This window comes from Paraburkholderia aspalathi (assembly GCF_900116445.1).
GTDB lineage: Bacteria > Pseudomonadota > Gammaproteobacteria > Burkholderiales > Burkholderiaceae > Paraburkholderia > Paraburkholderia aspalathi.
This window is the reverse complement of sequence record NZ_FPBH01000010.1, coordinates 23259-38142: the sequence shown is the minus strand read 5'-3', so window position 1 is coordinate 38142 and position 14884 is coordinate 23259. Positions and strand designations below refer to the sequence as shown.

General features: G+C 62.7%; 14 protein-coding genes. 2 read left to right on the top strand and 12 right to left on the bottom strand.

From position 1 onward, the window contains the following. Positions 1-12 precede the first annotated feature (12 nt). From BM438_RS17000 to BM438_RS16965, 8 genes are all read right to left on the bottom strand, one after another. The gene (locus BM438_RS17000) at positions 13-1284 is read right to left on the bottom strand and encodes a glutamate-5-semialdehyde dehydrogenase (protein WP_093635454.1); all 1272 of its coding nucleotides are present in this window, start codon (positions 1282-1284) and stop codon (positions 13-15) included. A 136-nt stretch (positions 1285-1420) separates the two neighbouring features. Then, the gene (gene holA, locus BM438_RS16995; protein ID WP_093635452.1) at positions 1421-2542 is read right to left on the bottom strand and encodes a DNA polymerase III subunit delta; all 1122 of its coding nucleotides are present in this window, start codon (positions 2540-2542) and stop codon (positions 1421-1423) included. 72 nt (positions 2543-2614) lie between these two features. Next, positions 2615-3166 (bottom strand): LPS-assembly lipoprotein LptE, encoded by a 552-nt coding sequence (locus BM438_RS16990; RefSeq protein ID WP_093635450.1) that lies wholly within the window; start codon positions 3164-3166, stop codon positions 2615-2617. 91 nt (positions 3167-3257) lie between these two features. Next, positions 3258-5852, bottom strand: a complete 2595-nt coding sequence (gene leuS / locus BM438_RS16985) for a leucine--tRNA ligase (protein WP_093635448.1) — start codon at positions 5850-5852, stop codon at positions 3258-3260. A 187-nt stretch (positions 5853-6039) separates the two neighbouring features. Then, a complete protein-coding gene (locus BM438_RS16980; RefSeq protein WP_093635446.1) occupies positions 6040-6474 on the bottom strand; it encodes an ExbD/TolR family protein in 435 nt (144 codons plus the stop codon). 36 nt (positions 6475-6510) lie between these two features. Beyond that, a complete protein-coding gene (locus BM438_RS16975; RefSeq protein ID WP_093635444.1) occupies positions 6511-7227 on the bottom strand; it encodes a MotA/TolQ/ExbB proton channel family protein in 717 nt (238 codons plus the stop codon). 66 nt (positions 7228-7293) lie between these two features. Next, a complete protein-coding gene (gene dapB / locus BM438_RS16970) occupies positions 7294-8091 on the bottom strand; it encodes a 4-hydroxy-tetrahydrodipicolinate reductase (protein ID WP_093635442.1) in 798 nt (265 codons plus the stop codon). 172 nt (positions 8092-8263) lie between these two features. After that, entirely contained in the window at positions 8264-9109 is an 846-nt protein-coding gene (locus BM438_RS16965) for an outer membrane protein assembly factor BamE (protein ID WP_093635440.1), read from the bottom strand. 158 nt (positions 9110-9267) lie between these two features. Between BM438_RS16965 and fur the strand changes: the two genes are divergently transcribed. Next, the gene (gene fur, locus BM438_RS16960) at positions 9268-9696 is read left to right on the top strand and encodes a ferric iron uptake transcriptional regulator (protein ID WP_012434340.1); all 429 of its coding nucleotides are present in this window, start codon (positions 9268-9270) and stop codon (positions 9694-9696) included. 118 nt (positions 9697-9814) lie between these two features. On the opposite strand, the gene BM438_RS16955 is transcribed toward fur, so the two are convergent. The 3 genes from BM438_RS16955 to BM438_RS16945 form a co-directional block, all read right to left on the bottom strand. Next, positions 9815-10327, bottom strand: coding sequence for an ureidoglycolate lyase (locus BM438_RS16955; protein ID WP_093635437.1), 513 nt, complete (start codon positions 10325-10327; stop codon positions 9815-9817). 13 nt (positions 10328-10340) lie between these two features. Continuing rightward, positions 10341-11351, bottom strand: coding sequence for an allantoicase (gene alc, locus BM438_RS16950; RefSeq protein ID WP_093635435.1), 1011 nt, complete (start codon positions 11349-11351; stop codon positions 10341-10343). Positions 11352-11484: 133 nt separating this feature from the next. Then, entirely contained in the window at positions 11485-12813 is a 1329-nt protein-coding gene (locus BM438_RS16945) for a C4-dicarboxylate transporter DctA (protein ID WP_093635433.1), read from the bottom strand. Positions 12814-13041: 228 nt separating this feature from the next. Here BM438_RS16945 and BM438_RS16940 point away from each other — a divergent pair, with 228 nt between their 5' ends. Continuing rightward, positions 13042-13734: a FadR/GntR family transcriptional regulator gene (locus BM438_RS16940; RefSeq protein WP_093635431.1), complete on the top strand. Its 693-nt coding sequence runs from the start codon at positions 13042-13044 to the stop codon at positions 13732-13734. 88 nt (positions 13735-13822) lie between these two features. Here the strand turns inward: BM438_RS16940 and gap are convergent, their stop codons facing one another. Next, positions 13823-14833, bottom strand: a complete 1011-nt coding sequence (gap, locus tag BM438_RS16935; RefSeq protein ID WP_063497349.1) for a type I glyceraldehyde-3-phosphate dehydrogenase — start codon at positions 14831-14833, stop codon at positions 13823-13825. Positions 14834-14884 lie beyond the last annotated feature (51 nt).

Below are 14884 nucleotides of genomic sequence, written 5' to 3'. Positions count from 1 at the left end.
AAAGGCGAACCGTTATTGCCGGCCTTCGCCGTGCCCCAGCACAATGTATTTCAGCGACGTCAGCCCTTCCAGCCCCACCGGCCCACGCGCATGCAGCTTGTCGTTCGAGATGCCAATCTCCGCACCCAAACCAAATTCGAAGCCATCGGCAAAACGCGTCGACGCATTGACCATGACGCTCGCCGAGTCGACTTCGCGCAGGAAGCGCATCGCGCGATCATGGTCTTCGGTGACGATCGCGTCGGTGTGCTGCGAGCTGTAGGTGTTGATATGGTCGATGGCCGCATCGAGGTCGTCCACCACCTTGATCGCGAGCACCGGTGCGAGATATTCGGTGCGCCAGTCTTCTTCCGTGGCATCGACAAGCGGGCCCACGCCTGCGTCCGACAACACCGCGCGCGCTGCTGCGTCCACGCGTAGTTCGACGTCCTTGTCGCGATACAGCTTGCCCAAAGGCGGCAGCACTTCGGCCGCAATGCCACGCGCCACCAGCAGCGTTTCCATCGTGTTGCAGGTACCGTAGCGGTGTGTCTTGGCGTTATCACAGACGGTCAACGCCTTCGCCACATCGGCGCGATCGTCGACATAGACATGGCAGATGCCGTCGAGGTGCTTGATCATCGGCACGCGCGCTTCGTTCATCAGCCGCTCGATCAGGCTCTTGCCGCCGCGCGGCACGATTACGTCGACGTATTCGGTCATCGTGATCAGCTTGCCGACCGCGGCGCGGTCCGACGTCGCCACCACTTGCACCGCATCCTGCGGCAAACCGGCGGCTTCCAGCCCTTCACCGATCAGCTTGGCCAACGCCGTGTTGCACTCCAGCGCTTCCGAGCCGCCGCGCAGAATCGTCGCATTGCCTGACTTCAGACACAGCGCGGCCGCATCGATCGTCACGTTCGGGCGCGATTCGTAAATGATGCCGATCACACCGAGCGGCACGCGCATCTGACCGACCTGAATCCCGCTCGGCCGGTACTTCAGATTGTTGATCTCGCCAATCGGATCGGCCAGCGCGGCGACTTGCCGCAAGCCTTCGACCATCGTATTCAGTGCCTTGTCCGACAGCGTCAAACGATCGATGAATGCCGCATCGAGCCCTTTCTCGCGGGCACGGGCAACGTCACGCGCGTTGGCGTCCTTCAGCAACGCGGCATCGCGTTCGATCGCGTGAGCAACGGCCACGAGCGCGGCGTTCTTTGCCGCCGTCGACGCCCGCGCCATCGCACGCGATGCGTGGCGGGCGCGGCGGCCGAGGTCGGTCATGTACTGGTCGATATCCATGGTGAGTCTCATAGCGCCGCGCACGTCGAGGTGCGGCGGACAGGCAGAATTAGCGAAAGATCAAACGATTGTAAGTCGGGTGGCGGAGCTTTGCTCGCCGCCACAAGCCACCAGAAGGCGTGCCGGCGGGGCCTGATCAGGCCAGCCTGCGAGCAGGCGCTGCACCCGCAGAGCGAGGTCGTAGCGGCGGCACGGGCGCCGCTTTTGCCGGCGAAGCGACTGTCATCGCCAGTTCGAACAAGCCGTCCCACGGATCGGGCGGCGGATCGTTGCGATGATTGCCTGGCGTGCCGCCAGACAACCCTTTCACCTGCCGATCCAGTCGCGCCGCCAAAGCGAGCGCCTTTTCAAGCGCACCCTCGGTGACGCGCGACAGTGCCGGGCCAATCAACCGTTCGCGCGGACCCCAGACGCGGTTCTCGCGCACCAGCATGGCAAGCGGCTTGCCCGCCGCGACGCCGCGCTTGATCCGCAACAACGTGCGCACTTCTTCGACCACCGCCCACAGCACCAGCACGGCTGCCTCGCCTTCGCCGCGCAGGCCGTCGAGCATGCGCGACAAGCGGCCGACATCGCCCGCCAGCATCGCCTCGTTCAGCTTGAAAACGTCATAACGGGCGACGTTCAGCACAGCGTCCTGAATCTGTTCGAAGCTCAACGAACCGGCTGGATACAGCAGCCCGAGCTTCTGGATTTCCTGATGCGCGGCGAGCAGGTTGCCCTCCACACGCTCGGCAATGAACGCCAACGCGCGCCGCCCTTCTTCACCAGCAACAACCCGCTGGCCCTGAGCCGCGAGTCGCTGGCCGACCCAATTCGGCAACTGCGCGCGCTCGACAGGATCGATTTTCAACGCAACACCAGCATCGGACAGCGCGGTGAACCACGCGGACTTTTGCGTGGCCGCATCGAGCCGCGGCAACGTGATCATCGTCAACACGTCGTCGTTCACAGCAGCAGCGAGCGCTTTCAGCGCATCCGCGCCTTCCTTGCCGGGCTTGCCCGACGGAATGCGCAACTCGACCAGTTGACGGTCGCCGAACAGCGACATCGACTGACTCGCGCCCAGCAGCGAACTCCAGTCGAACCCACGCTCGACGGTGAACACCGAGCGATCGGTAAAACCGGCTGCACGCGCCGTCGCCCGAATCCGGTCGCACGCCTCCTGCGCGAGCAGGTGCTCGTCGCCGTACACGACGTACAGTCCGGCGAGTCCCTTCGCGAGATGCGCTTCGAGCGCGTCAAGTCGCAGTTGCATGGCTACCGATCGGCGAGGTTGAACGAGTGAATGAGCAAGCGCAGCTCACTAAACAACGACACAGCACACCGCTCACAGCGGCGGCGGCGGCAACGGCGCGCGCGGCGCAACGCCCGGCACCTGCTCACCCGGCGCCGGATGCAGCGAGCGCACCAGCGACAGACGGCGCGTCAACTGGTCGATTGCGTCGTTTTCCATATCCGCGAACAGAAGGTCGGCTTCCGCAGCCTTGGCCTGCGAGAACTGATCGCTGTAAGTCATCGCGCGGTTCAGCGCGATCGTGCTCGTCGGAATCAGCACCGTGCCGTCCTTGCCGACCAGCGTGTAGTTCATCGAAAGATTCATCGCATATTCTTCGACGACACCGAGCGAGTTCAGCGTGAGCGTACTGATGCCGCGGCCTTCGGTGATCTGCAGCGTTGCGTCGGCATTCGCGACCGAAGTGACCACCACCGTGTCGCTGCCGCCCTGCACGATACGCGTAAGCCGCGCGCCGGCCGCTGCCGAACCGCCGGAGATAAAGAGTCGTTTGAATGCGTAGTCCTGCTGGCCGCGCAACTGGAAGCCGCAAGCGGACAACATCAGTACGCTGCACACCAGCGTCAATAACGATCTGCGAGTCACATTGGCTCCTGGTTCGCAGTAGATTCCGCGGCGCGGACAAGCGCCGCCGTGAGCGGCGGCGTCCTGCCTGCTGTCATGTCTCGGGGGGCTGTCAAACGACCACGTTCACGAGACGGCCCGGCACCACGACGATCTTCTTCGGTGCCTTGCCTTCGCTGAACTTTTCGACCGCCTCATGCGCAGCGGCAAGCTGTTCGATCGCTTCACGTGTCGCGTCTTTCGACACCGTGAGCGCGCCGCGCACCTTGCCATTCACCTGCAGCACGAGTTCGATTTCGGCCTGTTCGAGCGCCTGTTCGTCGACCTTCGGCCATGCTGCGTCGAGCAGCGAGCCGAATTCGTCGGCATAACCGAGTTCCTGCCACAACTGGAACGTCTGATGCGGCACGACCGGGTACAGCACGCGCAGCATCACGCTGTACGTCTCGCGCAGCACTGCCGGTTGCGCGCCCTTCGCGCTGTCGAGCGCGTTGAGCATCTTCATCGCCGCCGACACCACCGTGTTGTACTGCAAACGCTGATAGTCGAAGTCGGCCTGCTTCAGCACGCTGTAGATCTCGCGGCGCAGCACCTTGTCGACTTCGGCGAGTTGCGCGGCGTCGAACTTGCCGCCGGCGCGCAGTGCTGCTTCGTTCGCGTGACCAAAGCTCCACACGCGGCGCAGGAAGCGGCTCGCGCCTTCCACGCCCGAACCCGACCATTCGAGCTGCTGCTCGGGCGGTGCGGCGAACATCACGAACAGGCGCGCGGTATCCGCGCCGTGCTGATCGATCAGCAATTGCGGATCGACGCCGTTGTTCTTCGACTTCGACATCTTCTCGACGCCGCCGAGCACTACCGGCTGGTTATCCTCGTTCAACACGGCGCCGACCGGGCGGCCCTTGTCGTCGAACGAGACGGTGACGTCAGCCGGGTTGTACCAGGTCTTCTTACCCGCTTCGTTTTCGCGGTAGTACGTTTCGTTGAGCACCATGCCCTGCGTCAGCAGGTTCTTGGCCGGCTCGCCGAACTCGATCAGGCCCATGTCGCGCATCACCTTCGCCCAGAAGCGCGAGTACAAAAGGTGCAGAATCGCGTGCTCGATACCGCCGATGTACTGATCCATCGGCGCCCAGTAATCGGTGCGCTTGTCGACCATGGTCTTCGCGTCCGGCGCCGCATAGCGGTAGAAGTACCAGGACGAATCGACGAAGGTGTCCATCGTGTCGGTTTCGCGCTTGGCCGCGCCGCCGCAGGTCGGGCAGGTGCAGTTCACAAACGCTTCGGACTTCGCGAGCGGATTGCCCGTGCCGTCCGGCACGAGGTCTTCCGGCAGCACTACCGGCAAATCTTTTTCCGGCACCGGCACGTCGCCGCAGGTCGGGCAGTGGATGATCGGAATCGGCGTGCCCCAGTAACGCTGGCGCGACACGCCCCAGTCACGCAGACGCCACGTGATCTGCTTGTCGCCAAGGCCGAGTTCTTTCAGATCGGCGGCGATCGCGTCAACCGCTTCCTTGTAGTTGAGCCCGTCGTACTTGCCGCTGTTGATGCAGACGCCGCCTTCCTTGTCGCCGTACCATTCCTGCCAGGCGTCAGTCGAATATTCCTTGCCTTCAATGGCGACCACCTGCTTGATCGGCAGGTCGTATTTCTTCGCGAACGCGAAGTCGCGTTCGTCGTGCGAAGGCACGCCCATCACCGCGCCTTCGCCATAGCTCATCAGCACGTAGTTGCCGATCCACACTTCGACTTGTTCCTGCGTCAGCGGATGCGTGACGTAGAAGCCGGTGGCCATGCCCTTCTTTTCCATCGTCGCCATGTCGGCTTCAGCGACGCCGCCGCGCTTGCATTCCTCGATGAAGGCCTGCAGTTCCGGCTTGTCTTGCGCGAGACGCGTGGCGAGCGGATGCTCGGCGGCGACCGCGCAGAAGGTCACGCCCATGATCGTGTCGGCGCGCGTGGTGAACACGCGCAGCAGCTTCTGTTCGCCGTCGATTTCATACGGGAAGCCGAAGTTCACGCCGAAGCTCTTGCCGATCCAGTTCTGCTGCATGATCTTGACGCGCTCGGGCCAGCCGAGGCCTTCGAGGTCGTTCAGCAATTCGTCCGCGTACTGCGTGATGCGCATGTAGTACATCGGGATTTCGCGCTTTTCGATCAGCGCGCCCGAACGCCAGCCGCGGCCATCGATCACCTGCTCATTGGCGAGCACGGTCTGATCGACCGGGTCCCAGTTCACGGTGCCGGTTTTCTTGTACGCGATGCCCTTTTCGAGCATCTTCAGGAACAGCCACTGGTTCCACTTGTAGTAATCGGGGCTGCAGGTGGCAACTTCGCGCGACCAGTCGATCGCGAGGCCCATCGACTGCATCTGCTTCTTCATGTAAGCGATGTTGTCGTAGGTCCACTTCGCCGGCGGCACGTTGTTGGCCATCGCAGCGTTTTCCGCCGGCATGCCGAACGCGTCCCAACCCATCGGCATCAGCACGTTGTAGCCGTTCATCCGCAGATAGCGGTACATCACGTCGTTGATCGTGTAGTTCCGCACGTGGCCCATGTGCAGCTTGCCCGACGGGTACGGCAACATCGAGACGCAATAGAACTTGGGTTTGTCGGTGGTTTCCGACGTCTTATACGCGTCGATGGCGCGCCATTGCCCTTGCGCGGCGGCTTCGACGTCGGAGGGAACGTATTTTTCGTGCATGGTGTGATGGAATCGCTGGGTTCGGTGCTTTCGCACCGGGCCTGGTGCTCTGCTGGATGAAATGGCATCGTTTCCCCTTCTGCAGGGGAAAGGGCTGATTATACCGTTCGCGGACGGGTGCGCCGCGTGGCATGGCGCGCGGGTTCGACGGGGTTGCGCCTCAGCGCGTGCGGTGCCGCTAGCGCCGCTACGGCGCCGCGCCCGGCGGCGGGTCCGTCACGAAACCGATCCGCTCGAGCCCGGCCTGCTCCGCCGCGCCCATCACCTGTGCGATCACCTCGTAGCGCGTCGAGCGCTCGGCGCTCAGATGGATTTCCGGCTGGTCGGCCTGCGCGGCTTTGCCCGCTGCCATGAATTGCGCGCGCATCTGCTGCAGCGTAATGACGGTGCCGTTCCAGTACAGCTTGCCGGCGGCATCGATTGAAAGAGAAATGGTTTGCGGCGTCTGCCGCGCGGGCGCGGCCGCGACTTTGGGCAAATCGAGCCGGATCGCGTGCGTGAATAAAGGCGCGGTAATGATAAAAATCACCAGCAGCACGAGCATCACGTCGATCAACGGTGTCATGTTGATCTCGGCCATCGGCGCGGCCGCCTGCTTTTTCTCGAGTCCGCCGAATGCCATGTCGCCTCCTTGAGTCTTCCAGTCGCGGCGGTGCGCCTAGTGCGTCCCGGCGTGGGCTTGCTGAGGCTGCGGGTGGGGCCGGGGCTGATCCGCCGGCGCGCACACATAGGCGTGAAGATCGTGCGCGAAGCCGTCGAGTTCCTCCGACAACTGCCGCACCATCCGCCCGAGCACGTTATAGGCGAGCACCGCCGGGATCGCCACCACGAGGCCGAAAGCCGTCATGATCAGCGCCTCGCCGACCGGTCCGGCGACATTTTCGATCTGCGCCTGACCGCTCGCCGCGATGCTGCCGAGCGCGTGATAGATGCCCCAAACCGTGCCAAGCAGGCCGACGAACGGCGCCGTGCTGCCCACCGAGGCCAGCAGCACCTGGCCGAACTCGAGCCGCCGCTGCGACGCGTTGAGGGCCTGACGCAGCGCTCTCAACACCCGCTCGCCACGTTCGACGCGGGCAAGCAGCACGCCAGGAATGTCCACTTCGGCGGCATGCAGCGCGGCCTCGGCGAGCGGCGTGAAGACGCGTTCACGGTCCGCACGCCTCATTGCGGCGACGCCGTCCGATAGCGTCGACGCCTGCCAGAACTGCGCAATCGCCGGCGTGGCCTGACGTTTGGCGCGGGTGAGTATCCAGCTTTTGACGATCAGAAAGCACCAGCTCGCAATCGACATAGCCAGCAACACGTACGCGACGCCATGCGTGATCGCGTCGCTGGTTTCCAGGTAATGGATGATGCCGCTGCTGCCTGCCATCTGACCTCGCTGTCGAAAAGTGACTACAGGGGGCGTAACGGGACCCTGCACGGGCCCCGTGGATGCTCAGCGCAGGCCGAGCACGTCCTGCATGTCGAAGAAGCCGTTCTTGTGGCCTCCGAGGAAGCGTACAGCACGAAGCGCGCCTTGCGCATATGACAGCCGGCTCGCCGATTTGTGCGTGATTTCGATGCGCTCGCCGATGCCGGCAAACAGCACCGTATGGTCGCCGACGATATCACCACCGCGAATTGCCGAAAAACCGATCGTGGACGGATCGCGTTCGCCGGTCACACCTTCGCGGCTGTAGACCGCGCAGTCGTCGAGATTGCGGCCGAGCGCGTGGGCGATCACTTCGCCCATAGTCAGCGCCGTGCCGGACGGCGCGTCGACCTTGTGGCGGTGATGCGCCTCGATGATTTCGATGTCGTAGCCGGTCGCGAAATGCTTCGCGGCGTATTCGAGCAGCTTTAGTGTGACGTTGACGCCCACGCTCATGTTCGACGAGAACATGATGGCGATCTTGTCTGCCGCGGCGCGCAGTTGCGCTTTCTGTTCGTTGTCGAAACCGGTCGTGCCGATCACCATTTTGACGTTGTGGCGCTGCGCGGCTTCCAGATGCATCAGCGTGCCTTCGGGGCGCGTGAAGTCGATCAGGTAGTCGGATTCCGCGAACACGCGCTCGACGTCGTCCGTCAGCAACACGCCAGTCTGTTTGCCGAGAAACGCACCGGCGTCCTGACCGAGTTGCGGGGAGCCCGCACGGTCGAGCGCGCCGGACAGCGTGGCGTCAGAATCATTGAGGACGGTTTCGATGAGCATCCGGCCCATACGGCCCGATGCGCCAGCAATGGCAATTTTCATGGCTACGAGGGTTCGAAAGGGGTAAAACGCGGCAAAACCCGCCAAACGCGGCGGCCGGCAGCACGCCAGGGCGCCGCACATAAAAGGTACAGCAGAACGACTGACGGGCGTTGCGCACGGTACATTCCGACGCAGCGCCCGTCTTAACCGTCCAAAGAGAAGGACAGCGTGCTTAGCCGCCCGTTCCCGAAGATGCGGACGAAGCGGGAGAAGCTGTCAGCGGTGCGTTCAACGTCGGGCCGCCGTTATTGCTTTGCGGGCCCGTCGGTCCCACCGGATTGTCCTGCGTACCCGGAACCTGCGGCGGCGGCGGACGATGGAACTGGAACTGCGGCTGCCCGGCGGCCGTTGGGCCTTGCGACGGAATACCACCACCATTGGCGGTCGGCGCGGTAGAGCGTACCGACGACTGCGTATTGCCAGTCGGCGACTGCACTGCATTGGTCAGGCGATTGGCGGCTTGCGCGGCTTCGGCGTTGGCGTCCGTGGACGGCACGACCACAGCGGCGGCGCCATCGACAGACGGCGAGCGCGTGGTGTCCACAGCAGCCGGCGCAGTAGCCACCGGCGCGCTGGCGCCAGTCGCAGCGCTTGCCACGTTCGGCACCGCGGCCTTTTTCTTACCGAGCTTGTCGCCGTCGATTTCCGCCAGCAACTCGAGGTTGGAAGGCAGATCTTCGCCGCCCGTCCAGCTGGCGACGCGGTCGCCCGCGAACAGGATCACGAAGTCGCGCTGCTGCACGACGTTAGTCGAGCCGCGCTTGAAATAGAACACGTAGTCCCAGCGGTCCGCGTGGAACATGTCGGTCAACAGCGGCGTGCCGAGCAACTGCTTCACCTGCGCGCGCGACATGCCGACCTGCATCTGCGCAGCCGCTTCTTTCGAGACGAAATTGCCTTGCACCACCGTAATACGGTACGGGGTAATGCTTTGGGCAACGCGCTGCGTCAAGCTGTCGTAGGTGGAACATCCGGCAAGAACCGCGACAGTCGCAACAGCGATCAAGGTACCCCGCATGCGGCTCCCCCGGTAGATCAATTGAGATTTTGAAATCATTTCACTCACCGTGCGGGCCCGCTGACGAGCCGCGCGAGTTTCATTCCATCGAAGATGACCAGAACGGCAAAAACACATTACTATGAGAGCCCAGCATTGTACTCTAGGGATCCCTTGTCATGACCAATCCAACCGATCTCAAGAATATCGGGCTCAAGGCGACCCTTCCGCGCCTCAAAATCCTTGAGATTTTCCAGCATAGCCCAGTGCGCCATCTGACTGCAGAAGACGTGTACCGCAATCTGCTGCACGAAGAGCTCGATATCGGTCTCGCAACCGTGTATCGGGTGCTGACGCAGTTCGAGCAGGCAGGCCTGCTGTCGCGCAGCAATTTCGAATCGGGCAAAGCCGTGTTCGAGCTGAACGAAGGGTCGCATCACGACCACCTCGTTTGCCTCGATTGCGGGCTCGTCGAAGAGTTTTTCGACTCCGAGATCGAAAGCCGCCAGCAATCCATCGCGAAGGAACGCGGCTTCAAGCTGCAGGAACACGCGCTGGCGCTGTACGGCGCGTGTACCAAGGAGAATTGCCCGCATCGCAAGCATTGAGGTTGAATGCTTGAGATGCCGGCCGCGCCGGGGGTGCGCGGTTCGGTGGGCAACAGAAAAACCCGGTCGACGAAAAATCGACCGGGTTTTTTTACGTGTGCGGCGCTGCGATTCCAGCCTACTCCGTCAGCTCGACGCTCGCTTCGAACAGCAGTCGCCACGGCTCTGCCAACGACAATTCATCGCAGTTGGGCTGCTCGCCGCCACGATCCACCACCACGAAATCGCTCACCTGATCGAGCGCCAGCAGCGGATGGTGCCAAACACCTTTCGCATAATTTACGCCCTGCCAGCCGTTGCTCCAGAACGCCCGCATCCGCGCCGGATCGAGCTCGCCCGCCGGCGCGACGACCACCAGATAGCGCCGTGCCGTTAAGGGAATGAAAGCCTGACTGCCCAGCGGATGCCGCTCCATCATCGTAATTTCGATCGGCAGCGCGCGCGGCTGCGCCCGAAACAGGTTGATCAGCGGCCGCCCGCCGTGCTCCGTCACATCGACGTTTGCGAGGTCGTGATAGCGCTCGGTCGTGCCGCCGTTGATCGGGAAATGGCGCGCGCCATCCAGTTCGATGACGTCGCCGAACGGCGCAAAGGCCGCGCGCGTCAGGCGTTCCACATGCAAGGTTTTCATCGACGCAACTCCGTTAGGCGATCTCGCCCCACAAGCGCAGGCGCGATACGCCGCCGTCCGGAAAGATATTGAAACGAACATGCGTCACCGGGCCGAGCGAGGCGATGTCGTCCGCGAACGTGTGCACGTGGTCCATCTGCAGTTTCTGTTCGCCGAGCAACACCGGCCAGAACATCGCCTGCGTGACCAGCGAATCGTCCGTGCCGCCCGCGACCGAAGCCGCCTGCAGCGAACAGCGATCAGGGTAATTGCCCTTGAAGTGCGCCGTATCGACTTCGATCTTACGAATCACACCGGGGCGTGCGAGCGCGACGATCACCCAGTCGTTGCCCGGTTCGCGACGGCGTCGCGTTTCCCAGCCGTCGCCCATGTTGACGCCGCGGCCCGGCATCAACATCTGCGAGGCCGGCCCGAAATGCTGGTTGTTGGCGGCGACCAGGTACGCGCCGTTTTCGATCGCGGCGAGATCCAGCAGCGTGCCGCGCTCGACACGCTCCCAGTCGCGCTTCGGCTGCCCATATACGCGCAAACGCGCGAGACCGCCGTCCGGATAGAGATTCACGCGGAGATGGGTGAAGGCGCGGGCGTCGTCCACTTCGACGTAGTGGTGATGGTTGCCCTGCAGCGTGGTGGCCGGCACGAGCGTTTGCCAGTCGGCGTTGTCGGGCGGAACGTCGCCGTCCACGTAGCATGCATCGATCGACGCGGCCGGCGGGAAGTTGCCGGTGAAGTGGCTCGTGTCCAGATCGACGCCGTACACGACGCCCGGCCGCGCAAGCCGGATCACGCAATAGTCGTGGCCGGTGGTGCGCTTACGGCGCGTTTCCCAGCCGTCCATCCATTTGCCGTGGTCGTCGTACTTGCCGGGGATGAACACTGCCGGTTGCGGCTCGAGCATACGTTCTTTCGGGGCGAAGAATTCGTCGCTCGCGTGGAGCGCCTGCGCACCCAGACGCGGGTCGGCGAGGTTCATGTAGCGACGGGTGAAAGCGGGGGCGTTGGGGTCGAGGATCGGATTAGCCATAGTCTCAGTCAGGCAACGAAAAGTAAGGGAAGGCCGATGGAGTCAGCGCATCCGCCGGGGTAGAACGCGCGCTGCGTTGGCGCGCCGGTGAATAGCTGTAGATCTGGCCAAAGGGCGGTTTAATCGCCCTCGGTCAGACGGCTGGTACGTGTTCGCCGGCGGCCGGCTCGGCGCCGGAGTCTTCGCCCGCCGGAACATAGCGCAGCGCTGCGTCGCGGTTCAGCACGCGATGGGCGCGCGCCCGGTCGATATCGTTTTCCCACACGGCGACTATCACCGTCGCGACGCAATTGCCGATCAGGTTGGTCAACGCGCGGGCAATGCCGACGAACCAGTCGACCGGCAAAATCAGCACGAGGCCGAGGACGGGGATCGCCGGAATTGCGGACAGCGTCGCAGCCAGAATCACGATTGCCGAGCCGGGAATGCCGTGCGCGCCCTTCGACGTCACCAGCGACACCAGCACCACGACGATCAGGTCATGAATGGACAACGGCGTATTGGTCGCCTGCGCGATGAAAATCACCGCAAGCGTCAGATAAATGGAGAAGCCGTCGAGATTGAAGGAGTAACCGGTCGGAATGACTAGCCCGACGGTCGAATCCTTGACGCCCATCCATTCGAGCTTGCGCATGATCTGCGGCAGCACGGCATCTGAAGAGGCGGTACCCAGCACAATCGAAAGCTCCTCGCGCAGATAGCGGATCAGCTTGAAGATGCTGAAGCCGGCCAAACGCATCACCACGCCAAGCACGACCGCGACGAACACGAAGCAGCTCGCGTAGAACACCAGCACCAGCATGCCGAGTTGCTTGAGCGACTCGACGCCGTAGGTGCCGGTCGTGAACGCAATCGCGCCGAGCACGCCGAGCGGCGCGAGCTTGATGATGAAACCCATCACGCGGAAGAACACTTGCGAAAGTTCGTCGATCAGGCTGCTGACGCGCTGCGCCTTATTGCCCAGCAGCGACAGCGCCGAGCCGAACAGCACCGAAAACACGAGGATTTGCAGGATGTCGCCTGTGGCGAAGGCATTGATCGCCGTGTCGGGAATGATCTTCAGCAGAAAACCAGCCGTATCTTTCAGGCTTTTCGCGTGCTCGGTGTAGGTCGACAGCGAAGCGGGATCAAGCGAATGCAGATCGATGTTCATGCCGACGCCAGGCCGTGTCGCGTAGGCCAGCACCGCGCCGATCACGAGCGCAATCGTCGTCATGACCTCGAAATAGATCACCGCTTTCAGCCCGACGCGGCCGACTTTGCGCAGATCGCCGGCATGCGCCATGCCGCTCACCACCACGCAGAAGACGATCGGGCCGATCACCATCTTGATCAGCTTGAGAAAGCCGTCGCCAAGCGGGCGCAGCGTTTGGGCGAAATGCGGGAACACGGCGCCGATCACAATGCCCGCCACCAGCGCTATGACGACCCGGCCAAACAGTGAATTGAAGAACTTCAACACGGCTTCCTCCTGATTAGGATTCACATCTGTTCAGACTGGTCCGACCAGTGCTGTTATGGCGAATAGTAGGAAGCCGATATACTGGCGTCAAGGATTCATTAAATAGCGTTTACCCGCTGTCTTCTGCGCATTTTCTGGCCTGATTGCAGGTCTTAAACAGCTATTCGTACGAGCGTTCAGAACGCGTATTACAATGCTGGTCAGACCGCGCACCCAAAGTGAGCCACGATGAAAAACGTTCCGCACACCGTCACCGATGCCGCCATCGCGACCATCCGCGAACGGATCGAAGCGGGTGTCTATCCGGTGGGCAGTTTGCTGCCGGCGCAGCGTCAGCTCTCGGAGGAATTGGCAATCAGCCGCGCCTCACTGCGCGAGGCGCTCTCCACGCTCGAGGCGCTCGGCCTGCTGATGATTCGCCCCGGTAAGGGCGTGTATGTGGAACGCTCGCAGGCCGCGGCCGCGCAACCGTGGCGCTTCGCGGAGCAGTCGTCGCTGCCGGATACCTACCAGATGCGTTTCGCACTGGAAGGCTTTATCGCGCGCATGGCGGCGCTGGCCGTCAGCGATTCCGACCTCGCCTGGTTCGAAGACAACATCGCGGCCATGCAGACGGCGCTCGCCTGCGACGAACTCGACGAAGCCGCCCGCCTCGACTACGACTTCCATATGCGCATCGTGAGCATTGCCGGCAACGCGGCGATCGAGTCGATTCTGAGCAGTGCCGCGGACATCATGAAGGAAAGCCAGCGGATGCCGTTTTATCGGCGCGAACTGGTGCTGTCCACGTACACCGAACATCGGGCGATTCTCGATGCGCTTAAGGCGCGGGATTCTGCGGCGGCCGGCAAGGCGATCGAAACGCACATCTCGAACGCCGCGCAGCGCGCCGGCGTTTATTTCCCGATTCCGCAGGCGTAAAAAAGCCGCTCCGAAGAGCGGCTTTTTTTGCCGTTGCCCCGCCACCGACCCAATACCAGCAGCAGAAGCACACGAAGCTAGAACAAGCTTACTTCGCGTTGGCCAGTGCCACAGCCGTGTCCAGCATGCGGTTCGAGAAGCCCCACTCGTTGTCGTACCAGCTCGACACCTTTACCAGACGGCCCGACACCTTGGTCAGCGTTGCGTCGAACGTCGACGAAGCCGGGTTGTGGTTGAAGTCGATCGAGACCAGCGGTGCGTCGTTGTAGCCGAGGATGCCCTTCAGCGAGCCTTCCGACGCTTCCTTCATGATCGCGTTGACTTCTTCGACCGTCGTGTCGCGTGCAGCGATGAACGACAGGTCGACGACCGACACGTTGATCGTCGGGACGCGAATCGCGTAGCCGTCCAGCTTGCCGTTCAGTTCCGGCAGCACGAGACCCACAGCTGATGCAGCACCGGTCTTGGTCGGGATCTGGCTGTGCGTGGCCGAGCGCGCGCGGCGCAGGTCTTCGTGGTACACGTCCGTCAGAACCTGGTCGTTCGTGTATGCGTGGATCGTGGTCATCAGACCGTTCACCAGGCCGATCTTGTCGTTCAGCGGCTTGACGAGCGGTGCCAGGCAGTTGGTCGTGCACGATGCGTTCGAGATCACCGTGTCCGATGCCTTCAGCACGTTGTGGTTCACACCGTAGACGATCGTTGCGTCGACGTCCTTACCGCCCGGCGCCGAGATGATGACTTTCTTTGCGCCGCCCTTGATGTGCGCGCTGGCCTTTTCCTTGGTCGTGAAAAAGCCCGTGCACTCCATCACGACGTCGACGTTCAGCTCGCCCCACGGCAGTTCTGCCGGGTTGCGGTTTGCCAGCACGCGGATCTTGTCGCCGTTGACGACCAGGTAGTCGCCGTCCACCGACACTTCGCCCGGGAACTTGCCGTGCGCCGTGTCGTATTGCGTCAGGTGAGCGTTGGTCTTGGCATCGCCAAGATCGTTGATGGCGACGATTTCGATATCGTGCTTCTTGCCGTTTTCATAGAAGGCGCGCAGCGTGTTGCGGCCGATCCGGCCGTAGCCGTTGATTGCGACGCGAATCGTCATGATCTATCTCCTGATGGCTGAAAAAAATCTTCCATGTTCGTCTGCCCTTGC